General features: G+C 70.8%; 22 protein-coding genes. 10 read left to right on the plus strand and 12 right to left on the minus strand.

From position 1 onward, the window contains the following. Positions 1-560: 560 nt before the first annotated feature. Both ACTYVM_RS12860 and ACTYVM_RS12865 read right to left on the minus strand, forming a co-directional pair. Positions 561-1,454 (minus strand): 2-hydroxy-3-oxopropionate reductase, encoded by an 894-nt coding sequence (locus ACTYVM_RS12860; RefSeq protein ID WP_445526070.1) that lies wholly within the window; start codon positions 1,452-1,454, stop codon positions 561-563. Between the two features lie 67 nt (positions 1,455-1,521). Then, on the minus strand, positions 1,522-2,361 hold the full coding sequence (locus tag ACTYVM_RS12865) for a TIM barrel protein (RefSeq protein ID WP_445526071.1): 840 nt from the start codon (positions 2,359-2,361) through the stop codon (positions 1,522-1,524). Positions 2,362-2,531: 170 nt separating this feature from the next. On the opposite strand from ACTYVM_RS12865, the gene ACTYVM_RS12870 reads away from it, so the two are divergent. From ACTYVM_RS12870 to ACTYVM_RS12900, 7 genes are all read left to right on the plus strand, one after another. After that, positions 2,532-2,783, plus strand: coding sequence for a YkoF family thiamine-binding protein (locus ACTYVM_RS12870; protein ID WP_445526072.1), 252 nt, complete (start codon positions 2,532-2,534; stop codon positions 2,781-2,783). Beyond that, complete coding sequence (locus ACTYVM_RS12875; RefSeq protein ID WP_445526073.1) at positions 2,783-3,142, plus strand: helix-turn-helix domain-containing protein; 360 nt, start codon at positions 2,783-2,785, stop codon at positions 3,140-3,142. The genes ACTYVM_RS12870 and ACTYVM_RS12875 overlap by 1 nt, the downstream gene beginning before the upstream one ends. A 121-nt stretch (positions 3,143-3,263) precedes the next feature. Further along, positions 3,264-3,773 (plus strand): 2-oxo-4-hydroxy-4-carboxy-5-ureidoimidazoline decarboxylase, encoded by a 510-nt coding sequence (uraD, locus tag ACTYVM_RS12880; protein WP_445526074.1) that lies wholly within the window; start codon positions 3,264-3,266, stop codon positions 3,771-3,773. A 22-nt stretch (positions 3,774-3,795) separates the two neighbouring features. After that, the gene (gene uraH / locus ACTYVM_RS12885; RefSeq protein ID WP_445526075.1) at positions 3,796-4,236 is read left to right on the plus strand and encodes a hydroxyisourate hydrolase; all 441 of its coding nucleotides are present in this window, start codon (positions 3,796-3,798) and stop codon (positions 4,234-4,236) included. A gap of 6 nt (positions 4,237-4,242) precedes the next feature. Continuing rightward, entirely contained in the window at positions 4,243-5,190 is a 948-nt protein-coding gene (pucL, locus tag ACTYVM_RS12890; RefSeq protein ID WP_445526076.1) for a factor-independent urate hydroxylase, read from the plus strand. 169 nt (positions 5,191-5,359) lie between these two features. Next, the gene (locus tag ACTYVM_RS12895) at positions 5,360-6,745 is read left to right on the plus strand and encodes an 8-oxoguanine deaminase (protein ID WP_445526077.1); all 1,386 of its coding nucleotides are present in this window, start codon (positions 5,360-5,362) and stop codon (positions 6,743-6,745) included. A 232-nt stretch (positions 6,746-6,977) separates the two neighbouring features. Next, positions 6,978-8,399 (plus strand): nucleobase:cation symporter-2 family protein, encoded by a 1,422-nt coding sequence (locus tag ACTYVM_RS12900; protein WP_445526078.1) that lies wholly within the window; start codon positions 6,978-6,980, stop codon positions 8,397-8,399. Between the two features lie 151 nt (positions 8,400-8,550). On the opposite strand, the gene ACTYVM_RS12905 is transcribed toward ACTYVM_RS12900, so the two are convergent. Together ACTYVM_RS12905 and ACTYVM_RS12910 are read right to left on the minus strand one after the other, a co-directional pair. Beyond that, the gene (locus ACTYVM_RS12905; RefSeq protein ID WP_445526079.1) at positions 8,551-9,183 is read right to left on the minus strand and encodes a hypothetical protein; all 633 of its coding nucleotides are present in this window, start codon (positions 9,181-9,183) and stop codon (positions 8,551-8,553) included. A 96-nt stretch (positions 9,184-9,279) separates the two neighbouring features. Further along, positions 9,280-9,885 (minus strand): histidine phosphatase family protein, encoded by a 606-nt coding sequence (locus ACTYVM_RS12910; RefSeq protein WP_445526080.1) that lies wholly within the window; start codon positions 9,883-9,885, stop codon positions 9,280-9,282. A 138-nt stretch (positions 9,886-10,023) separates the two neighbouring features. Between ACTYVM_RS12910 and ACTYVM_RS12915 the strand changes: the two genes are divergently transcribed. Continuing rightward, entirely contained in the window at positions 10,024-10,269 is a 246-nt protein-coding gene (locus ACTYVM_RS12915) for a hypothetical protein (RefSeq protein WP_445526081.1), read from the plus strand. A 2-nt stretch (positions 10,270-10,271) separates the two neighbouring features. On the opposite strand, the gene ACTYVM_RS12920 is transcribed toward ACTYVM_RS12915, so the two are convergent. The 8 genes from ACTYVM_RS12920 to ACTYVM_RS12955 form a co-directional block, all read right to left on the minus strand. Continuing rightward, positions 10,272-11,153, minus strand: a complete 882-nt coding sequence (locus tag ACTYVM_RS12920; protein ID WP_445526082.1) for a hypothetical protein — start codon at positions 11,151-11,153, stop codon at positions 10,272-10,274. Further along, positions 11,150-11,827: a hypothetical protein gene (locus tag ACTYVM_RS12925; protein ID WP_445526083.1), complete on the minus strand. Its 678-nt coding sequence runs from the start codon at positions 11,825-11,827 to the stop codon at positions 11,150-11,152. Before ACTYVM_RS12925 ends, ACTYVM_RS12920 begins: the two co-directional genes overlap by 4 nt. Beyond that, positions 11,827-13,143: a putative T7SS-secreted protein gene (locus tag ACTYVM_RS12930; protein ID WP_445526084.1), complete on the minus strand. Its 1,317-nt coding sequence runs from the start codon at positions 13,141-13,143 to the stop codon at positions 11,827-11,829. The genes ACTYVM_RS12925 and ACTYVM_RS12930 overlap by 1 nt, the downstream gene beginning before the upstream one ends. A 2-nt stretch (positions 13,144-13,145) precedes the next feature. Beyond that, positions 13,146-13,463 (minus strand): hypothetical protein, encoded by a 318-nt coding sequence (locus ACTYVM_RS12935; RefSeq protein WP_400027347.1) that lies wholly within the window; start codon positions 13,461-13,463, stop codon positions 13,146-13,148. A 158-nt stretch (positions 13,464-13,621) separates the two neighbouring features. After that, positions 13,622-14,494, minus strand: coding sequence for a hypothetical protein (locus tag ACTYVM_RS12940; protein ID WP_445526085.1), 873 nt, complete (start codon positions 14,492-14,494; stop codon positions 13,622-13,624). 213 nt (positions 14,495-14,707) lie between these two features. Then, on the minus strand, positions 14,708-15,529 hold the full coding sequence (locus ACTYVM_RS12945; RefSeq protein WP_445526086.1) for a hypothetical protein: 822 nt from the start codon (positions 15,527-15,529) through the stop codon (positions 14,708-14,710). Further along, the gene (locus ACTYVM_RS12950; protein WP_445526087.1) at positions 15,529-16,794 is read right to left on the minus strand and encodes a VWA domain-containing protein; all 1,266 of its coding nucleotides are present in this window, start codon (positions 16,792-16,794) and stop codon (positions 15,529-15,531) included. The genes ACTYVM_RS12945 and ACTYVM_RS12950 overlap by 1 nt, the downstream gene beginning before the upstream one ends. Positions 16,795-16,803: 9 nt before the next feature. Then, positions 16,804-18,336, minus strand: coding sequence for an IucA/IucC family protein (locus tag ACTYVM_RS12955; RefSeq protein WP_445526088.1), 1,533 nt, complete (start codon positions 18,334-18,336; stop codon positions 16,804-16,806). A gap of 111 nt (positions 18,337-18,447) precedes the next feature. Here ACTYVM_RS12955 and ACTYVM_RS12960 point away from each other — a divergent pair, with 111 nt between their 5' ends. Both ACTYVM_RS12960 and ACTYVM_RS12965 read left to right on the plus strand, forming a co-directional pair. Further along, on the plus strand, positions 18,448-19,953 hold the full coding sequence (locus ACTYVM_RS12960) for an IucA/IucC family protein (RefSeq protein ID WP_445526089.1): 1,506 nt from the start codon (positions 18,448-18,450) through the stop codon (positions 19,951-19,953). 499 nt (positions 19,954-20,452) lie between these two features. Beyond that, complete coding sequence (locus ACTYVM_RS12965; RefSeq protein WP_445526090.1) at positions 20,453-22,927, plus strand: DUF8508 domain-containing protein; 2,475 nt, start codon at positions 20,453-20,455, stop codon at positions 22,925-22,927. Positions 22,928-22,933 lie beyond the last annotated feature (6 nt).

Genomic DNA, 22,933 nt, shown 5'->3' on the forward strand with positions numbered 1-22,933 from the left:
AGTTGGGGAGGAGAAGGAAAAAAAAGGAGGGCTACAGCCCCTCCTCCCCCCCTCCCCCCCCCCGCTCCTCCTCCGGTCTGTCTGGTTGCCGTCCGGCGGCGCGAGGCTGGGCGCGACAGGACATTCGCGCCGCCGGACGGGGTCAGGGGGCCTCGCGGCAGGCCGGGTGCACGCGAGGCGGCCGGCCGGGACCGCGGCGGGTGCGACGGCTTCGGGACGCCCTCCCTCGGGTCGAGAGAACGCACCGTCGCTTTCACCACCGCACTGGCTCACACACCGCCGCGGTCCCGCGCCCGCACGGCCGTCGGGCGGCCACCCCTCATCCGGGTCGCCCGACGGCCCGGGCGGGCCGTATGCGTACGGGGTCCGGGGCATGACCTTCCGGCGGACCCCGTACGCGGCTCGTGGTGCCGGTCCGCGCGTGGAGCGCACACCGCTTCCACGCGCCTGCCGTAGTCCACAGTTCGTTGCACGAGGGGGATGGTTCCGGACGGCGCCGCCGCCTGGGCGCGACATGACAGGTGTCGGCGGCGGCGCCGTCCGGAGATCTGGGGGGTCGGTCAGACCTGGGCGCCGGAGAGGCGCTCCACGGCCCGCAGCAGGGCCGAGTGGTCCAGGCCGCCGTCGCCCTGCGCGCGCAGGGAGGCCACCAGCTGGGCGACCACCGCGCCGACGGGCAGGGCGGCACCCACGGTGCGGGCCGCGTCCGTCACGATGCCCATGTCCTTGTGGTGCAGGTCGATCCGGAAGCCCGGCTTGAAGTCCCGCTGGAGGAAGTTGTGCTTCTTCCGCGTCAGCACGGTCGAACCGGCGAGGCCGCCGTTCAGGACGTCCAGCGCCGCCTTCAGGTCCACGCCCGACTTCTCCAGGAAGACCACGGCCTCGGCGCACGCCTGGATGTTCACGGCGACGATCAGCTGGTTGGCGGCCTTCACGGTCTGGCCGGAGCCGTGCGGGCCGCACAGCACGATGGTCTTGCCCAGCGCCTCGAACAGCGGCTCGGCCGCGTCGAAGTCGGCCTGCTCGCCACCGACCATGATCGACAGCACCGCCTCGACGGCGCCCGCCTCACCGCCGGAGACGGGGGCGTCCAGGACCCGGATGCCCTTGTCCCGGGCGGCGGCGGCCAGGTCGATCGAGGTCTGCGGGGTGATCGAGGACATGTCGATCAGCAGTGCGCCGGAGCGCGCGTTCTCCAGGATGCCGTCCGGGCCGTACGCGATGGCCTCGACCTGCGGCGACGCGGGCACCATCGTGATGATCACGTCGGCGTCCCGGACCGCCTCGGCGATCGAGCCCGCCGCGGTGCCGCCCGCGGCGGCCAGCCGGTCCAGCTTCGCCCGCTCCAGCGTGTGGCCGGTGACGTCGTAGCCCGCCTTGATCAGGTTCTCGGACATGGGGGAGCCCATGATGCCGAGGCCGATCCAGGCAACCTTGGGAAGGGTGGTGGTCATGTGCGGGTGCCTCTCTAACTTCTGTGCTGCGTCTGGGAGTCGGGGCCCGGGGAAGGAGTACGGCGGGTCAGCGGGCCGCTCGGGCCGCGGCCGGCAGCCATGCGAAGGCCTCGGCGCTCGGCCTGTCGCCGGGCTTGTACTCCAGGCCGACCCAGCCGTCGTAACCGGCCTTCCCCAGCCGGTCGAGGAGGTCCTCCAGCGGGAGCGAGCCCGTGCCGGGCGCTCCGCGGCCGGGGTTGTCGGCGATCTGGACGTGGCCGGTCCTCGCCGCGTACCGCTCGATCACCGACGGCAGGTCCTCGCCGTTCATGGACAGGTGGTACAGGTCCATCAGGAACCTGGCGTTGCCGAGTCCCGACGCCGTGTTCACCCTGTCCACCACCTCGACGGCGGCGGGCGCGCTCACCAGCGGGTACAGCGGCGACTCCGGCTTGTTCAGCGCCTCGATCAGCAGGATCGCGCCGATCCGGTCGGCGGCCCGGGCCGCGAGGACCAGGTTGTCCAGCGCGAGCGCGTCCTGCTCGGCCGGGTCCACGCCCTCGACCCGGTTGCCGTACAGGGCGTTGAGGGCCGTGCAGCCGAGGGACCGGGCGAGGTCCGCGGCCACGTCGATGTTGGCGCGGAACCTCTCCGCCTCCTCACCGGGGACGGACAGCGCGCCGCGGTCGGGGCCCGGGAGCCTGCCGGCGTAGAAGTTCAGGCCGGTGAGCTGGACGCCCGCGTCCTCGATCGCCCTCTTCAGGGCGTCGGTCTCGGAACGCTCCGGGGTGGGGGAGTCGATCCACGGCCACCACAGTTCGACCGCGGTGAAGCCGGCCGCGGCGGCGGCCGCCGGCCGCTCCAGGAGCGGGAGTTCCGTGAAGAGGATCGACAGGTTGACGTTGAAGCGCTGGTCTGCGAATCCCATCAGGGCCGCGCTCCCTTCCGTTGTCGCTGTATTCCGTATGGCGGAAGTTTGTTTCTGCGTAATGGAAGACTGCCGGGGGTGTGGTGGCTTGTCAAGGGGGTGCGGGTTTCCGGGTGGATCCCGGCCGCCGGGGACTGCCCGGAAACCGGCCCGCACGTTAGGTTGAGCGCGTGCGATTGAGAGTGGAGTTCACGACCGAGCCCTTCGACCTGGACGAGGCTCCGGCGCACGCGCTGGTGGCGCGGGAGGTCGTCGAGGTCGCCGAGTTGGACGCCGTGGACGTCGGTCCGTTCGGCAACACGGCCGAGGGCGGTGCCGACGTCGTCCTGGACGCCGTGGACACCCTGCTCCGCAGGGCCCTCCGGGCCGGCGCCACCCGGATCTCCCTCCAGGTCACCGTGATCGGGGAGGACGGGAGGTGATGGGGGAGGAGCCGTTCATCGCGGCCCTGAAGCCGCTGGTCGACGCGATCGGCGGCCGGATGCTCCCGCCCGACGAGGCCGGCCCCGACGATGTCGTCCTCTCCTGGGAGGGTGCCGTCGCCGTCGCCGTACGCCTGCCGCAGCTCGCCGACTCGCTGGACCACATCCTGGCCGCCATGGAGCGCCGGAAGGGCATGCCGCTCGCGGACCTGGACCGCAAGTCCAAGCAGGAGGTCGTGCGGGTGCTCGAGGCGCGCGGCGCCTTCTCCGTACGGCACGGCGTGGAGACCGTGGCGAGCGCACTGGGCGTCAGCCGCTTCACCGTCTACAACTACCTCAACCGCGACAAGCGGGGCTGAGCCGCCGCCGGGAACCGGTGTCCCGGATTTCTCAACAAACTGTTGACGCGGTGTTCGTCAGGGCGTTAGCTATCCGCAGCCCGTTCCACGTGCAGGCCGTGAACAGCCCACGGAGGCTCCCGTGACTTCGACCTCAACGCCGCCGGGCCTCGCCCGATTCAACGCCCTCCCCGAAGACGCGGCCCGAACCGCCCTTCTGGAGGCGTGCGCCAGCACGGCGTGGGCCGACCGACTGCTGGCGGCCCGCCCCTACGACACCCCCGACGACCTCGAAGCCGCGAGCGACGCCGCCATGGCGGAGCTGACCCCCGCGGACCTCGAGGAGGCGATGGCCGGCCACCCACCGATAGGCCGCCCCAAGCCCGGCGACCCGGCCTCGGCCCGCGAACAGCGCGGCATGGCCGGGGCCTCCGAGGAACTCAGGGCCGAGATGCTCGACCTCAACCTGGCCTACCAGGAGAGGTTCGGCCACGTCTTCCTCATCTGCGCCACCGGCCGGACCGGAGAGCAGATGCGCGACGCGCTCAAGGAGCGGATCGGCAACGCGCCGGAGCAGGAACGCGAGATCGTCCGCAGCGAACTGGGGAAGATCAACCGCATCCGGCTCGCCCGCCTGCTCGAAGACGCCTGAGAAGACGCCCGAAGAGGAAACCATGAGCACCGAGACCACCGCCTCCGTGTCCACGCACATCCTGGACACCTCCGCCGGCCGCCCCGCCGAGGGCGTCGCCGTCAACCTCCTGGCCCGCTCGGGCCGAGCGGCCCATTACGGGCAAGGAGGTGACTGGCAGGCGCTCGGCGGCTCCTCGACCGACGCCGACGGGCGGTGCAAGGACCTTCCGGTGCCGCCGGAGGGAACCACCCACGTACGGCTCGAGTTCGCCGTGGAGCCGTACTTCGTCCAGAAGCAAGAGCCGTACTTCGCCGAGAAGCAAGCCGATGCGCAGCAGGACGCCCCCGCGAATCGGGACAGCGGTGCACGGTCCGTGTTCTTCCCCGAGGTGGCGATCACCTTCGCCGTCGTACCGGGCGAGCACTACCACGTACCGCTGCTGCTCAACCCGTTCGGCTACTCCGTTTACCGAGGGAGCTAGCTACACATGACCACCCACTCCAGCCCTGCCCGCCCTGTGGTTCTGGGACAGAACCAGTACGGCAAGGCCGAGAACCGAGTCGTCAGGATCACGCGGGACGGCACCACCCACCACATCAAGGACCTGAACGTCTCCGTCGCCCTGTCCGGCGACATGGAGGAGGTCCACTACTCCGGCTCCAACGCCCACGTCCTGCCGACCGACACCACCAAGAACACGGTGTTCGCGTTCGCCAAGGAGCACGGCATCGAGTCGGCCGAGCAGTTCGGCATCCACCTCGCCCGCCACTTCGTCACCTCGCAGGAGTCCATCCACCGGGCCCGTATCCGCATCGAGGAGTACGCCTGGGAGCGCATCGGGACCGCCGACGCCGACTCCGCGGCCGGCGGCGCCGACCAGGGCGGGCACTCCTTCGTCCGCAAGGGCCAGGAGACCCGGCTGACCCAGATCACCTACGACGGCGAGAGCTGGGAGGTCGTCTCCGGCCTCAAGAACCTGACCGTGATGAACTCGACCGACTCCGAGTTCTGGGGCTTCGTCAAGGACAAGTACACCACCCTCAAGGAGGACCACGACCGCATCCTGGCCACGGACGTCTCCGCCCGCTGGCGGTTCAACTGGACCGACGACGAGCAGCAGACGCCGAACTGGGAGAAGTCCTACGAACAGGTGAAGCAGCACATGCTCCAGGCGTTCGCCGAGACCTACTCCCTGTCGCTCCAGCAGACGCTCTACCAGATGGGCGCCCGCATCATCGACAACCTCGGCGAGATCGACGAGGTCCGCTTCTCCCTCCCGAACAAGCACCACTTCCTGGTGGACCTGGAACCGTTCGGGCTGAAGAACGACCGCGAGGTGTACTACGCCGCCGACCGGCCCTACGGTCTGATCGAGGCCACCGTGCTCCGGGACGGCTGCGCGGCACGGATCCCGGTCGACCTGACCAACCTCTGACGCGCAACGCGCGCCACCGGACCCGCTGCGGAGCGGTGGCGCGCCGACCTCCACCACCTCGGCACCCGGAGCAGCACCGCTCCGGCACTCAAATCCTCCCAGGGTCCTGCCGTGCCCTCCCCGTGGACGCGCCCCGTCCACGGGCCGCCACCGAAGACAAGGAAGCGCAATGGCACCATCGGCAGCCCAGCGCGTCGTCATCGAGAACTGCGCGATCGCGACCGTGGACGCGGACGACACCGAGTACGCCTTCGGACACCTCGTCCTCGCCGGCAACCGGATCGAGTCGGTCGGCGCGGGCAAGGCCCCCGAGGGGCTGAAGGACGTGGTGCGCCGGATCGACGCGAGCGGCCATCTGGCCACGCCCGGCCTGGTCAACACCCACCACCACTTCTACCAGTGGATCACCCGGGGCCTGGCCACCGACCACAACCTGTTCGACTGGCTCGTCGCGCTCTACCCGACGTGGGCGCGCATCGACGAGGAGATGGTGTACGCGGCCGCCCAGGGGTCGCTGGCGATGATGGCCCGCGGCGGCGTCACCACCGCCATGGACCACCACTACGTCTTCCCGCACGGCTCCGGGGACCTGTCCGGCGCGATCATCCGGGCGGCCCGCGAGATGGGCGTACGGTTCACCCTCGCCCGCGGTTCGATGGACCGCGGCGAGAAGGACGGCGGACTGCCGCCGGACTTCGCCGTGGAGACGCTCCAGGGCGCGCTCGCCGCCACCGAGGAGACCGTCGCGCGGCACCACGACGCCTCCTTCGACGCCATGACGCAGATCGCCGTCGCCCCCTGCTCCCCCTTCTCCGTCTCCACCGAACTGCTCAAGCAGGCCGCGCAGTTGGCCCGCCGACTCGGCGTACGGCTGCACACGCACGGCTCGGAGACGGTCGAGGAGGAGAAGTTCTGCCACGAGCTGTTCGGCGTGGGACCCACCGACTACTTCGAGTCCACGGGCTGGCTGGGCGAGGACGTGTGGATGGCGCACTGCGTCCACATGAACGACTCCGACATCGCCGCCTTCGCCCGTACGAAGACGGGTGTGGCGCACTGCCCCTCCTCCAACGCCCGCCTCGCGGCCGGAATCGCGCGGGTCCCCGACATGCTGGCGGCCGGCGTCCCGGTCGGCCTCGGTGTCGACGGCACCGCCTCCAACGAGTCCGGCGAACTCCACACCGAACTGCGCAACGCCCTGCTGATCAACCGCCTCGGCGCGCACCGCGAGGCGGCCCTGAACGCCCGCCAGGCACTGCGCCTGGGTACCTACGGCGGTGCCCGGGTGCTCGGCCGGGCCGACCAGATCGGCTCGCTGGAGCCGGGCAAGCTGGCCGACCTGGTGCTGTGGAAGCTGGACACGCTCGCCCACGCCTCGATCGCCGATCCGGTGACCGCCCTGGTCCTCGGCGCGGCGGCACCGGTCACCGCCTCCTTCGTCGACGGGCGGCAGATCGTCGAGGACGGCCGGCTGCTGACCGCCGACGAGGACGCCGTCGCCCGCGCCACACGGGCCGAGGCACAGCGGCTGGCGCGGATCACCGCGCAGGGCTGACCGAAACAAACAGGGAACTCCGGCCGGGAGGGACGGCTCCCGGTCGGTAGCCGTGGCCCCGAACGGGGTCCGCGGCGGGCCGGCTCCGGGGCGCGCATGGACGCGCGCGTCCCGGAACGGTCTCCGTTCGCTCCGCGGGCCCCAGGGCCCGTCCCGGTCCCGCACGACCACACGCACCACCTCCATGACACCCACGTCGAAGACGGCGTGTTAACCGACCGGAGGAGCCGACGTGACCGCTCACCCCACGTCCCGCGACGAGGCACAACAACCAGCCGAGTCCACCACCCATCCCGTGGACGAGAAACTCCCCGTCCTGAAGATGGCGACCAGCGGCCTTCAGCATGTGGCCGCCATGTACGCGGGCGTGGTCGCCCCGCCCCTGATCGTCGGCGCGGCCGTGGGCCTGTCCGGCACCGAGCTGACCTTCCTCACCGGGGCCTGCCTGTTCACGGCCGGTCTCGCCACCTTCCTCCAGACCCTCGGCATCTGGAAGATCGGCGCCCGGCTCCCCTTCGTCAACGGCGTCACCTTCGCCGGGGTCGCCCCGATGACGGCGATCGTCGCCGCCACCAAGGACAAGTCCGACGCCCTGCCCGTCATCTTCGGCGCGGTGATCGTGGCGGGCGTCCTCGGCTTCCTGGCCGCGCCGATCTTCTGCAAGGCGATCCGCTTCTTCCCACCGGTGGTCACCGGCACGGTGATCACCCTCATCGGAGTCTCCCTGCTGCCGGTCTCCTTCGGCTGGGCCCAAGGGCCCAACCCGGCCGCGCACGACTACGGTTCGGCGACGAACCTCACCCTGGCCGGCCTCACCCTGGTCATCGTGCTGCTGCTGCGCCGCTTCACCCGCGGCTTCGTCAAGCAGATCGCGGTCCTGCTCGGGCTGATCGCCGGCACGGTCATCGCGATCCCGTTCGGCGTCACCGACTTCGGCCCGGTGGCGGACGCCCAGGTGGTCGGCTTCCCGACCCCGTTCCACTTCGGCGCGCCGCAGTTCCACCTCGCCGCGATCCTGTCGATGTGCGTGGTGATGGTGGTCTCGATGACCGAGTCCACCGCGGACATGCTGGCCCTCGGTGAGATCGTCGAACGCCCGGCCAACGAGAAGACGATCGCCGCCGGCCTGCGCGCCGACACCCTCGGCTCCGCCCTCAGCCCCCTGTTCAACGGCTTCATGTGCAGCGCCTTCGCGCAGAACATCGGTCTGGTGGCCATGACCCGGATCCGCAGCCGCTTCGTGGTGGCCTTCGGCGGCGGCTTCCTGGTCCTGATGGGCCTGTGCCCGATGGCCGCCTCGCTCATCGCCGTCGTACCGCGCCCGGTGCTCGGCGGCGCGGGCGTGGTCCTGTTCGGCTCGGTCGCCGCCAGCGGCATCCAGACCCTGGCCCGGGCCGGCCTCGACAAGGACAACAACGTCCTGATCGTCGCCGTCTCGATCGCCGTCGGCATCATCCCGATCACCGCGCCGGACTTCTACCACGCCTTCCCCGAGACCGCCCGGATCGTCCTCGACTCCGGCATCTCCACCGGTTGCGTCGCGGCCGTGCTGCTCAACTTCGTCTTCAACCACCTGGGCAGGCAGCGGTCGGTGGACGCCCAGGACGTCACTCACCCGATGGAGGCGGGGGAGGAGATCGCGGTCGTGCGCTGAGCCCCGGGAGGGGCACGGCCGCCGTACCGGTCCTCGGGAGGGGCACGGCCGTGTGCCGTGCCCCTCCCGCCGCTCTCCGCGCCGACTTCTCGTGCGCCGCTCGGACCCACCGGTCCTGGCACGTCCGTCAGCACGTCCGTCAGCACCTTCGTCATACCCTGCGCGGTGAGGCCAGCAGGTAGCGGACCCTCGTGCGGGGCTCGGTGTACTCCCCGGCCTGCCAGCCCGCCCGCTCCAGCGCCGCCGCGCACGCCCGCAGTGCCGCGGCGTCGGGTCCGTGCACCGCGACCGCCTCCGGCTGCGGGGTCTCCCGCACCCGGTAGCCGTCCGCGTCCGGCGCCGCGGGCCGCAGGCCCGCCGCCTCCAGGGCGAGCGCGGCGGCCCGCACCAGGTGCGCGCGCTCCCAGTCGCAGGGCCGTTCGACGGAACCGTCCGGGTTGGTCATCCGGCGCAGCTCCAGCAGCCCCTGCCAGGCGCTGTGCACCTCGCGCACCCGCCCGGGACCGTCGTACGGGTCCTCCTCACCGCCGACGCGAGCGGCGAACACGCCGGTACGGGCGGGAGCCCTTCCGGGTTCGGGCGCGCTTACTGCCGCCGTCTCCTCCTCCCGTATCCGATGCCCGGCCGGGGTCAGGAAGTGGTCGTGCGGAGGGCGCGGGTGCCGGAACGCGAGCCCCCGCTTCACCAGCGCCGCGAGCTGTGCCTGCGTACCCCTGAGCCGGCCGGTCACGGGGTCGGCGGCGTCGATGACGCGGCGCTGCGCGGCGGTCGGCGGTCGTGTCACGGCGCGGCCTCCCCGCATCGTAGGAACAGTCCTCGAACGGCCCATGCGAAGAGTACGACCCGGGTCCGACAACGAGCCGCCGCGAGCCGCCGCCGCTCACGCCGACGGGGCCGCCCGGATGTTCCAGCCCGCGACCACCGGCCGCCCGTGCTCCGTGCCCAGGCGGCACACCGTGCCCGTGGCCAGCTGGAACAGCGCGCCCGCCGACGGCGGCAGCCCGAGCCGCCGGGCGGTGAGCACGCGCAGGAAGTGCCCGTGCGCCACCAGCACGACGGCCCCCTCGGTGTTGGCCAGCGCGGCGTCCACCTTGCCCAGCATCCGGTCGGCCCGCTCCCCGACCTGCTCCACGCTCTCCCCGGGATGCTCGGGCGGCCCCGGGGCGACCCCGTCCGTGAACAGGAACCAGCCGGGCCGCGTCCGCTGGATCTCGACGGTCGTGACGCCCTCGTAGCCGCCGTAGTCCCACTCCCGCAGATCCGCGTCGACCCGCGCGTTGTGGATCCCGATCAGCTCGGCCGTCTCCCGCGCCCGCTGCGACGGGCTGACGAACGCGGCCCCGATGCGGTGCGAACGGATCAGCGGCACCAGCCGCCGCGCCTCCTCCCGTCCGTGCTCGGTGAGCGGCACGTCCGTCCACCCGGTGTGCCGCCCGGACCGCGACCACTCGGTCTCCCCGTGCCGTACGAGATAGAGATCACCCATGCGTCATAGGCTACGAGCCCGCACCCGCGCTCCGGCGGACTCGCGCGCCCACGGCGAGGCATCGCGGCCGGGCCACTTTCGGAGCACGGATCGGCAACGCGGCGTCCCGACCGCGCCGCCGGCGGGAAACGTAGCGGCATGCTGGCGTGCGGATGTCTGGACCCGATCGGAATACTGGCCGATCTGGTCGGCAACACCCTGCTGGGCCTGGCCGTGTTCGTACTCGCCCTGATCTGCCTGATCGGCCTGCTGCTCGGCGCGCTCGTCGCCCTCGGCCGCCTGACCAGCAGCGAACGGGACGACGACACCGAACGGGACGAGGATCACGCCACCCTGGCGTCCTTCCGATGGGAGACGCCCCAGGACGCGGACGATCCCCACTGAGGTCAGTCGAGAGGCACCTCCTCGACGACGCTCTCCTTGAACCGCCACGAGCCCTTGTTCCCCCACGCCTCAGCCCGCAGCCCCATCTCCCAGGCGATCCGGGCCGCCCGTTGCTGCGACAGGTCGGAGTAGTCCTCCGGGGTCACCTTGATGTAGCCACGACGGTCGACGGGGTACGTACGCAGAGCCTCGCGCAGCTTCTCCTCCTGTTCCGCCTGCCGGGCGAGAGCCTCGTGGTCGGGGGTTGCCTTCTTCCGTCGGTCCCGTCGCCTCGCGGCGTCCGAGCCCCGCCAGGTCATCCAGCCGACGCCGCCGACCGCGGCGAGAGCGAACCCCCCGGCAGCGAGCACGTTGCCCGTCGCGCCCGCCTGATCCGGTGTCTGAGGGCGGAGTTCGCCGGCGGGGTCTTCGATCACCGTCAGCACCGCGCCGACGTCGAAACGATCCTGGGCCGTTCTCAGGGCGGGGCCCAGGACCTTGGTGCCGTCCTGATGCTCCAGTTCGTAGTTGTAGCCGCGGGACTTGCTCACACCGGGCGGGTCGATCCACTTCTTCACAACCGTGACCGTGACCGTTTCGCCTCGCTGTTCAAGAGTGAGGTCGTCGCGGGCGATGCCGGCGACGAATACGGACAGCAGCGAGGTGACCACGATGAACAGCGCGGTGTACAGGCTCGATTCCCTGGCCCCCAGCTTCTGGATGAGCAGGGTGAGGACAACGCAGTGCGCAATCCACAGAAGGACCAGGAGAACGGTGCCGACGTGGTCCGTCAGGAAGAACATCCCCACGATCGCTGCGAGCACGTAGCAGCCGATGGCGACCGCCAGTGTGACGGGGTATCGCGCCCGTTTCTTTCGCGCCTCGTCCTCCGTGACGCCGCTCATACCTGTTTCTCCCCTTGCGGTTCATCCGCTGAGACGGACTCCATGATGCCGTTGAGTACATCGAGGTAATCGGACCAGTGTCCGATGTCCTCGGTCATGAAGACGAAGAGGGCAGACCCGGGACCTGTGGTCAGCGGCACGCAGAACTGCGCCTGCCGGACCGTGGCGGGTATGGGCTCGTCCAGGCCGAAGAGTGCACCGGGGATGAGTAGATTCTGCTCGCGGATGCACAGCGCGGCGGGGCCGTACGGCAACGTGCCGAGCCCGACCTCGGCGTCCGGATACAGATCGCGCCACTGCAAAGCCGTGCGCTTCGCGGAGTTCTGCCTGTCCTGGTTCTTCGGGCCGGTGTCCGGCCTCTCGACGAGCACGCACAGTGTGCCCTGGGACAACTCCCCGTCGGACATGCGCAGGAGGCAGCTCGACACGTGTTCGGCGCCTGCCGCGATCATCGTCTGGAGGATGTACTCGCCTGACACGATCAGGCTGAACTTCTGCTCCGGTGTAGCGGTGGCGAAGAGCGGATCGACCGCGTCCGCCATTCTCAGCATCCGTTCCTCGGAATCCTCGCTGAGGTCGAACTCCATGAAGCCCGGTGGCAGTTCGAACCAGAGGTCGGGCACGTCGGCGGAGGGATTGACAGTCGATGAGGTCTCCGCGTCGGTCGTACTCATCAGTTGCGCAACTCCTTGGCGCCCAGGCCGACAGCGCTGGTGATGGCCATGAACCCGCCGAACTTGCCGCCGCCGACTCCGGTGGTGATGTTGGCAGCGCCGGTGGCCCATGCGGAGACACTGGCACGCCCCTTGCTTGTCTCATAGGCGTTGATCGCGCTCGGTGCTGTCCAGGTGAGTGCCGCGGCGGCCTGGACTCCTTCCGTAGCGGTCAGAGCAGCACCGCGGGAGAGCCCCAACTTGCCGGCCAGGGCCATTACAGGCTTGTCGATCGCGAGGGCGACCGGGTCGGCCGCCTTCATGACGTTCTTCGCCGTCACTCCGGCTGTCTTGATGCCGACCCTGGCGCCCGCGACGAGACCGCCGGCTCCGCGTCCCGCCTTCAGACCGCCCACGATGCCTGCTTTCGCGGCGCCGACGCCCGGCACCATGCCGAGCAGGTCACCGCCCAGCGTGAGCCAGTTGCCGGCGTTCTCGCCGATAGGTGGCCATAGATCCTTTTTGCCGTAGGACGCCGCATGTGCGAACAGCGCGACGGCGCTCAGCCCGATGGCCAGCGGAGCGAGTGCGGGGCAGAAGATGGCGATGACGCCGACGACGGACGCCGCGACGGTGATCCAGTCCGCGTGGTCCTTGAGCCAGTTGCCGACTTCGGTGAGGAGTTCTCCCACCTGGCCCGGCAGATCGGCCAGCGCCTTGCCGAGGTCTTCGATGGCGTGGCCGAGTTTCTCCCAGGTGCCGGGCTCGTTCGGGGCGATGTCCATCGCGGTCTTCAGGCGCTCAGCCGTGCCCTTGCCGTACCCCTGGTAGCTCTTGGCCAGGCTGCGGCCCTTGCGGCGCAGTTCGTCCAGCTCCAGCGTTTTGGTGTTCACCGCGCGGTTGGCGTCCTGGACCTTGTCCTTGTGGTCCTGGGAGTCCTTCGTGTCCTGGTCGGCCCGATTGAGCTTGTTGACCTTGTCGTACGCCTTGCCCAGTTGGTCGTTGATCTCAGCGGCCTGGGCCTCCAGCTTCTTGGCGGCCGTCTGCTTGCGTTCCATGTACGCCGCCCAGTCCTCCAGGGCAGTGGCGGAGTCCTGGAACGAGTCGCGGGCGTCGTCCATGCGCGGGCGGAATTCGTCGTCGAACTTCTTCCGGAACTCCTCCGCCGCCTCGCCTTCCCAGTCGCCGGCGCCCGTGCCGTGCAGTACCTGGCAGATCTCGTCGAGGGCCTTCGCCGTCCTGCGGACCGTCTTGGCCACGTCGTCGGCCACCGTGTGGTCGCCGGGGCAGGGCACGAAGCCCAGGCCCGGAAAGTCCTCCAGTTTCGCTTCGGCCATGGCTACTTCTCCGCTCCCTTGCCGCCGTCCTTGCCCTTCTTCCGGTTCGCTTCGGCGAGTTCGGCGTCCAGGTCCTCGAAGGCCTGCTTGACCGTGAGCAGTGCCTTGGACGCCTTTCCGGAGAACTTCGTCAGCTGCTTGATGCCGTACGACCACTCGTCACCGAAGTCGTCCATGCGCTTGGCGAGTTCGGGTACGCCCATGGAGTCCCCGGTGACCCGCTCCATGTCCCGCCCCGGCTTCTTCATCAGGTGGGCTATGTGGTCGAGGTTGTGCCTCACTCGGTTCAGCACCGCGTAGTCGATCGACAGGTCACTCATGTCGCCCCCGGTTCGTCGATGCCTGCGACACGGCAGGTGAGTTGATACGTAACGCGCAAGAGGTGTGCGCGGCCGTGGGCGGCCGGGCGTGGCGGTTCACGTGTGGACTCCAGGTGGGGCCAGAGGTTTCTTGATCAAGGCGATGCTATCCACGGCTGTCAGTCGAGCGGCACTTCCTCGACCACGGTCTCCTTGAACCGCCACGAGCCCTGGTTCCCCCACGCCTCGGCACGCAGCCCCGTCTCCCAGGCGATACGGGCGGCTTGCTGCTGCGACAGGGCGGGGTAGTCCTCCGAGCGCAGCTTGATGTACCCATGGCGGTCAGGGGGACAGGTCCGCAGGGCCTCACGCAGCTTCTCCTCCTGCTCGGCACGGACCTTGTGTTCGCTGGTCGCCGCTTTCCGTGCGTCCCGCCGTCCTGCCGTGTCCGATCCCCGCCAAGCCGTCCAGCCGACGGCGACGAGTGCGGCAAGGGCGAGTGCCCCGGCACCCAGCAACTCGGCCGTGGGGTCGGCCTGTCCGGGCGTGCGAGGGCCGAGTTCTCCCTCGGGGTCCTCGATGACGGTCAAGACCTGGCCGACGTCGTAGAGGTCGGACGTCGTTTGCATGTCGGGTCCCGGGACCCTGGTGCCGTCCTGGTGTTCCAGCCTGTAGTGGGAGAGCTGGCCCTTACGTCCCTGCGGCGGGTCGAGCCATTCCTTCACGACTGTGGCGCTGACCCTTTCACCGCGGTGTTGGACGGTCAGGTCGTCGCGCGCCATGCCGATGACGTGTACGCACATCGCAGACACGATCGTGATGAACAGTGCAGCGGAAAGGGCCGATTCCGTGGCCCCCAGCTTCTCGATGAGCAGGATGAGCACGACGCCGTGCACAATCCACAGAAGGACCTGGACAACGGTGCCGACGTGGTTCGTCAGGAAGAACATCCCCGTGATCGCCGCGAGCTCATAGCAGCCGATGGCGACAGCCAGGGTGACGGGATACCGCGTACGCCTTCTGCGCGCCTCGGCCTCCGGGGCTGCCCTCATGTCCTGTTCTCCCTTTCTGGTCAGGGGTTTTCGGTACGGTACCGGCGCCAGTGGTCCAGCCATTGCCCGGCCGCCCCCGGCAAGGGAGTGCCGGTCGGCTGCCCAGGCAGGGGCGAAGGCGTTGCGCGAGGCCCGGGCATGAGAGAAGCCCGCCCCCCGTAATTCACCAGGGGGCGGGCCTTCAAGAAGGGGAGTGCCGGGCGGAGGCGTACGTCAGTAGCCCTGCGGCACCCGCGAGGGGCGGCCCGAGCCGCGGGTCAGCGCGTACCCGCCGATGCCCGCGAGCGCGGCCAGCACGCCGCCGATGCCGGTCCACACCCACCGGTCGGACCACCAGCCGCCGGACCAGCCGCCGTCCGGCTCGATGCTCGAGAGCACGGCCGGCTTCTTCGACCCCTCGCCGTCGTCCGAACCGCCGCCGTCCTGCTCGGACTTGACCGCGATGCCCGGGGTCAGCGGCTGCGCGAGCGAGCCGTCGACCGCCGCGGCGCCGCCGATGTCCTTGGAGTCGGTCCGAACCTCGGCGCTCACCGGCAGACCCAGGTCGGAGGCGGGCAGGCCGACCACCGTGAGCCGGATGTAGTACGTGCCCGGCAGCGGGTCGTTGGCCCACGGCTCCGACCAGGCCCGGACCGTGCGCAGGACGCAGGCCAGGTCGATCGAGGCGGTGCCCTCGGCGGCGGTGCGCGTCTGGGCGCCGTACTGGCAGGACTGGCGGCGCCGCAGACCGTCGTAGACGTCGATCTGCCAGGTCTGCGAGGCGTGCGTCTCGGGCAGCTTCACCGTCGCCTTGACGGTGGGGCGCTGCCCGGCGTCCGCGGCGAACGACCAGTACAGGTAGTCGCCGGTGGAGCCGCTGGCGGTGGCCTGCTGCCCCTGCTCGATCTCGGTCGCGGTACGGAACGAGGTGCCCGCCTGGCTGGGCGCCCCGCTGTCGCCGGACGGGTCCGCCGACGGTGACGAGTCGGCCGCCGCGGGACCCGCGGCCAGCCCGAGCGCCAGCAGGGTGGCACTCAACACACGGGTGGTACGCATCAGTTCGTCCTCCAGATCGCGACCCGCCAACGCGAGACCCAGCCCCACAGCAGACCCGCGACGAAGCCGGTGAGCACCAGCGCGCCGAGCAGCCACCAGCCGCGGCCGAGTCCGAACGAGGCCACGTCGCTCGACGTGCCCGGACCGTCCACCACGTCGACGGTCAGTTCCAGCGGCAGACCCGGCGAGGTCTTCACCCCGGAGGTCGGCGAGAACGCGTTGGTGATCTGAAGGCACACGGTCTCGGCGGGGGCGCTCTCGTCGTCGCTCTCGGGCTTCGGGTAGCGCAGGCCCGTGGAGATCACGTCCGTGCGGCCGTTGCCCGCCGCCTCACCGCGCACGATCTCCCGTCCGCGCTCGGTCACGGCCCGCACCAGCAGGCCGTAGTCCGGGCCGACGGCCCGGTCCGCGGCGACGCTCACCGAGGCCCGCAGCTCCTGCCCGGGGTTGACGTCCACGCGGTACCAGCGCTGCTGCCCGAACTCCTCGCGGTCCGTGTACAGGCCGGACTTCAGCGTCGGCGCCTTCGCGCACTCGGTGGCGCCCTCCGTGGCCACCGGCGTCACCACCGGGTCGGCGGCGCGGTCGACGACCTGACGGACGCGGTCGCTGAGTTCCTCCTTGTGCTGGACGGAGGTGTAGGTGCCGCCGGTCGCCTCCGCGATGCAGATGAGCTGGTCGCGGGTCTTGGCGTCCGGCACCAGGCCGAGGGTGTCGATGGTCAGACCGATGCCCTTGGCCGCGATCTCGCGGGCCACCTCGCACGGGTCCAGTGGCTGACAGGTGTCCTCACCGTCGGTGATCAGGACGATCCGGCGCATGCCGTCGCCGCCGTCGAGGTCGGTGGCCGCCGCCTGCAGCGCGGGCCCGATCGGCGTCCAGCCGGTCGGCGCCAGCGTGGCCACCGCCGTCTTGGCCTCGGTGCGGTTCAGCGGGCCGACCGGGTAGAGCAGTGCGGTGTCCTTGCAGCCCTCCTTCCGGTCGTCGCCGGGGTAGTTGGCACCGAGGGTGCGGATACCGAGCTGGACCTCCTCGGGGGTCGCGTCGAGCACCTCGTTGAACGCCTGCTTGGCCGCGGCCATCCGCGTCCCGCCGTCGATGTCGCGGGTCCGCATGGATCCGCTGACGTCCAGGACGAGTTCGACCTTCGGGGCGTCCTGCCCCTCCATCTCGTCGGCTGTCGCACCGGCGGGACAGGCCATCCCGGCCGTCAGGGCGGCGAGCAGAGCACAGACTCCTGCCGCCAGCCGTTGTCTTGTGATCATCGGCGGATCCTATTGATCGGATGTACCGGGGACCAAAACGAGCGGGTTGGGCAGCCCGGTCCACAGGTCGCCGGGAGTCCGCGGAGACAGCCGCATGAGCGTCAACGCCTTCGCGGGAAGCGGCTGTTCGCACAGCGCCACGAGGTCCGGGGTGCGCGGCAGATCCCGTACGGCCGGGCCCAGCGCCGACCGCAGCGCGGCCGCCGATCCGGCCGTCTGCGCCAGCGCGCCCGCCACCAGCGAGCCGAACAGCTTGCGGCGCAGGGCGGTCGGGTCGTCGGTGAGGTTCCGGGCGGGCAACTCCGGTACGGTGATGCCGTGTCGGGTCAGCCGGGCGGGACTGATCCGGATGTCGGCGAGGTCGCGGTAGACCAGCCGCAGCGGGGAGCCGGACCCGGACAGCACGACGAGCAGGTTCTGCCCGTGCGCCTCCAGGGCCACCCCCAGGTCCAGCAGACGCAGTCCGACGCTCAGCGCCAGGCGCGCGAACTCGCCTGCCCAGGCGGGTGAGTCGGGCAGGCCGGTGGTGGGCAGCGCCGCCACCGGCACGACGTGTTCCCCGGGTGCGGCGTACGTCCGCGGCGACTCGCGCCACAGGGCCGCCAGGTCGGGGGAGCCCGAGGTCGCCGCGCCCAGGGTGCGGGTGATGTGCAGCAGGCCGTCCGTACGACCCGCCAGGTCCACGGCGAAGGCCGACAGGGCGGCGGAGGCGGTCACTGAGCCGACCGAGATGTCCCGCACCGAGGACGTGAGCCGGGCGCTGAGCGCGGTCTTGACGTGCGGCCCGCCGGGCACGGCCAGGGTGCGCAGCGACATCAGCGGACGGGCCGCGAGGACACGCTCCCCGCGCGGCTGCCCGAGCACGTGCGCCGCCTGCCAGGGGTGCACGGGGATCAGCAACCGCCCCCCGTCCCGCAGGTCCTGCGGCCACTCCCCGCTCACCAGGCACTCCCGCTCCGGTACCGGCAGCAGGCCCAGTTCGACCGACGGCCGGTGCTCGGGCCCGTACGCGAGCTGCTCGGCGACCGAGAAACCCGGCCGGGAACGGCAGTTGGGGTGGAAGGGATGGCCGTCGACCACCCGTTGCTCCCACTGCCAGTCCGCCACCGGCCACTCCTCGCGGTGCGCCTCCTCACCGGGGGGCTGATCGGCCCGCGACAGCGCCAGCGAGGCGACGCTGTGCGCCAGTTCGGCGGCGAGGGCGTCGCCGTGCGGCACGGCGAGGTCCCTCATCAGCCGCGCCGGATCCTCGTGCGCAGTCCCGGCCAGACGTACGGCGGTGACGTACGCGGAGGTGGCGTACGGGTCGCACGGGGGCCCCTCCAGCCGGCGGCCGTCGCGCAGCCGCAGCACGAGCGCGTCCCGCGTGCGCTCCCGGCCGGTGATCCACGGCAGCGGCTCGTGGGCGAGCGCGCGCCACAGCCGGGTCAGTACGGCGGCCCGCGCGCCGTGCAGCAGCGCCGCGTACCGTGAGACCAGGTCGGGCCGCACGGCGGCCAGCTCCTCGGCGACCGCGGTCTCGATGGCTGGGGGACGGTGCACGGTCGGACTCCTCCGATAGCGGGCGGGCGTCACGTCGGCGCGTGCCGGGCAGACATACTGATCCCCTTCGCACCGTGTGGACTTATGGACCGAACGGACCGAGTAAAACGCATGGAGCTCACACCCCCCACCGACGACATCGCGGAGCGCGCCGACGCGTATGCGGCCGCGCCCCTGCTGAACTGCCTGATCCGCGAGGTCGCGCAGCCCCATCCGGATCGGGGCGGGCGCCGCACGTACCGGCTGCCGGGTGGGGACCGGCTGCTGCGGGTGCGCGACGGGCGGCGGCCCACCGCGCCGGAGGTGTACGCGGCAGGCGGCTGGCAGCGGATCGAACACCCGGAACTGGTCAAGCTCGTGGCCGAGGAGCTGCGCCGGCACACGGGCCTGTCCAACGACGAGCTGCCTGCCGAGATGATCGACAGCCGGGAGGCGGTGGCGGCGCTGCTCGCCGCCCGCGACCGCGCGCCGGCGCCCGAGGACCCGTACCTGCGGTCCGAGCAGGCGCTCGTCACCGGCCACCCGTACCACCCGGCGCCCAAGGCGCGCGGTGGCGGGCCGGTCGCCTCCTGGCTGCCGTACGCGCCCGAGGCGCACGCCCGTTTCCCCCTGGTGCTGCTCGGGGTGCGGGAGGACGTGGTCGCCGAGGAGGGCGACACCTCGGCACTCGACGCGCTGGGCCAGGCCCCGCCCGGCTACCGGCTGCTGCCCGCCCACCCCTGGCAGCTGGAACTGGTCGGCCGCGGCCTCGCCGGGGCCTTCGCCGACGGGCGGCTGCTGCGGCTGGGCACGACGGCCCGCGCGGTATGGCCCACCGCGGCGGTCCGCACCGTCCACGTCCCCGACGCGGACCTCTTCCTGAAGTTCAGCCTGGACGTGCGGATCACCAACGACGTACGGCGGCTGTGGCGGCACGACCTGCGCCGGCTGCGCCGCACCGACACGGCGGTCGAGGCCGCCTTCGCGCATCTGCCGGGCCCGGCGGCCTGGCTGTCCGACCGCGGCTACCGCACCGCCTCCTTCGCCTTCGAGGAACTGGCCGTCGTCGTCCGCGACGGACTGGGCGGGCACCTGGTGCCCGGCGCGACCCCGCTGCTCGCCGCGGCCCTGGCCGAGGGCTTCGACGGCAACCCGCTGGACGGTCCGGTGGACCCGGCGCTGTGGTGGGAGGCGTATCTGCGCCAGGTCGTACCCCCCGCCCTCGGGGCCTTCGCGCGGCACGGCGTCGTCCTGGAGGCCCACCTGCAGAACTCGCTGGTCGCCGTGGACGCCTCGGGCATCCCCGTGCAGGCGCTGTTCCGGGACGCCGAGGGCGTCAAGCTGCTGCCGGATGTCTCCCGCGCCGCCGGATGGGAGCGGCTGGTGTACTGCCTGGTCGTCAACCACCTCACTGAGATCGCCGCCGCCCTCGCCGAGCGCCACCCGGGTCTCGACCCCTGGCCCGCCGCCCGCCGTGAACTCGCGCGCCACGACGTGCCCGAGGCCGCCGCCCTGCTCACTTCGCCGACCGTGCCCGGCAAGACGAACCTGCTGCTGCGCTGGACCGGCGCGGACGGTGCCGCGGCCCGCTACCGGCAGCTGCCGAACCCGCTGGTGAGCGCCGGAATCCCCGGCTGATCCCCGGTGAATTCCCGGTGAATCCCCGGTGGATCCCCGGTGGGCCCTCAACGAGTCGCCAACGGGTCCCCGGCGGGTCCGTGCCGGCGGTTGTCGATGCCGAACGGCCTGCGAACGACGGGCATTTCGCCGAGCCGAACCCCGCACCACCCCCTGTCGCGACCAACCGCTCACCCGTTGGCTTCGGGACGAGTGGATCTTCGTCGACCGCCGTTCATCTTCCGGCGCTGGAATGTGGGGACCGGACCACCCGGACGGGATGTCACCCCATCCCCCTCGCCGCCGCTCCGTGGAGCGGCCGGCGCACACGCCCAGGACGCCGGGCAATCCGATGTTGGCAACAGTTTGCCAAAGATCCAGCCCCAGGCCTCTTGCAAGACGGGTCTATGCGCGTAGCTTAAGCGCGTGCCAGACCCCGTCCGTTGAGAGCGGATCCGGGTCGGTCGGCGCTTCCCCCAACGCGCCCTCATCCTTTCCCGGTTCCCCAAGGAGCGTTCCTGTGTCGCACCCCAGCGAAGAAACGATCCGCCCCGCGAAGCACCGCGCGGCTCCTCTGCGTAAGAGACTGATACCGCTGGCGATCACCGGCTCGGTGGTGCTGGCCGGAGTGGGCGTCCACTCCGCCTTCGCCACGCCGTCGGCCGACGCCGTCATCTCCGAGGTCTACGGCGGCGGCGGCAACTCCGGCGCCACGCTCACGAACGACTTCATCGAACTGGCCAACGCCGGCGGCGGCGACCTGGACCTTTCCGGCTACTCCGTCCAGTACCTGTCCGGCAACCCCGGTCCGACCACCAAGTGGCAGGCCACCCCCCTCACCGGCACCCTCGCCGGCAACGGCCGTTACCTGATCCAGGAGGCCCCGGGCGCCGGCGGCACCGCCGCCCTGCCGACCCCGGATGCCAGCGGCAACATCAACATGTCGGCCACCACCGGCACCGTCGCGCTGGTCAAGGGCACTGACCTGCTGACCTGCGTGACCGCCGAGGACTGCGCCGCCGACTCCCGCATCAAGGACCTGGTCGGCTTCGGCACCGCCGTCGTCCACGAGGGCTCCGGCCCGGCCGTGGGCGCCGGCAACACCGACTCGGTCGCCCGCAAGACGCTGGTCGACACCGACGACAACGCCGAGGACTTCACCTTCGGCACCCCCACCCCGGAGAACTCCGGCGGCGACACCGCCGGTGGCGACCCCTCCCCGCAGCCGACCCAGACGCCTCCCGCGGACGCGATCTCGGCGAAGATCCACGACATCCAGGGCACCACCCGGCGCTCCCCGCTCGCCACCAAGGACGTCAAGGACGTCACCGGCATCGTCACCGGTGTCCGCACCACCAGCACGTCCTCCACGTCCAAGGGCTTCTGGATGCAGGACCCCAACGCGGACAACGACCCCCGCACCAGCGAGGGCATCTTCGTCTACACCAGCTCCACCCCCACGGTGAAGGTCGGCGACAGCGTCTCCGTCGCCGGTGTGGTCTCCGAGTACTACCCGGGCGGCTACGACGGCGGCATCCAGTCGATCACCGAGATCATCAAGCCGATGGTCACCGTGCTGTCCAGCGGCAACCCGCTGCCGGCCCCGGTCGTCATCGACAAGAAGAGCGTCCCCACCGCGTGGGCCCCCAAGGGTGACAGCACCGGCAACATCGAGTACCTCGACCTCGAGCCGACCAAGTACGCCCTGGACTTCTACGAGTCCCTCGAGGGCATGAACGTCCAGATCTCCGACGTCCGTGTCGTCGGCGCCACGGACGCCTACCACGAGATGTGGGTCACGACCGACCCCGACCACAACAAGACCAAGCGCGGCGGTGTCTACTACCCGTCGTACGACGACCCGAACGTGGCTCGTCTCCAGGTCCAGGCGATCAACACCAACGACGCGTTCCCGATGGCGAACGTGGGCGACGAGCTCACCGGTGTCACCGAGGGCCCGCTGGACTACAGCCAGTTCGCCGGCACCTACATCCTCGAGGCGCGCCAGCTCGGCACCCACAAGGACAACGGCCTCAAGCCCGAGGTCACCAGCGAGGCGAAGTCCAACGAGGTCACCATCGGCACGTACAACGTGCAGAACCTCGCGCCGAGCGACCCGCAGGCCAAGTTCGACCGGCTCGGCCACAACCTGGTCACCAACCTCCGCGCCCCCGCCATCGTCGGCGTCGAGGAGATCCAGGACAACAGCGGTGCCGTCGACGACGGCACCGTGGACCCCGACAAGACGCTGGCCAAGCTCACCGACGCCATCGTCGCGGCCGGCGGCCCGCGCTACGAGTACCGTCAGATCAACCCGGTGAACGACAAGGACGGTGGCCAGCCCGGTGGCAACATCCGCACCGTCTTCCTGTTCGACCCGAAGCGGATCAGCTTCGTCGACCGGCCGGGTGGCGACTCCACCACCGCCGTCGACGTCGTCGGTAAGGGCAAGGACACCCAGCTGACCGTCTCGCCCGGGCGGATCGCCCCGAACGACGAGGCGTGGAACAGCAGCCGCAAGCCGCTGGTCGGCGAGTTCCTCACGAAGAACAACAAGAAGATCTTCGTGATCGCCAACCACTTCAACAGCAAGGGCGGCGACCAGGACATCACCAGCCGCTTCCAGGAGCCGGTCCGCAGCTCCGAGATCCAGCGGGTGAAGCAGGCCACGCTGGAGAACGCCTTCGTCAAGAAGCTCGAGGCCGCCGACCCCAAGGCCCTCATCGTCTCCCTGGGCGACTACAACGACTACCAGTTCTCCACCGCGCTGAAGACCCTGACCGGTGACGGCAAGCAGCTCACCGACATGATCAACACCCTGCCGGTGGACGAGCGCTACTCCTACGTCTTCGACGGCAACTCGCAGGTGCTGGACCACATGCTGGTCAACCCCAGCATGCTGAACAGCGTCACCTACGACGTGGTGCACATCAACTCCGAGTTCGCCGACCAGGTCAGCGACCACGACCCGCAGGTTCTGCGTGTGAAGCCGTAAGGCCGG

It is taken from the genome of Streptomyces cyslabdanicus, assembly GCF_052663305.1.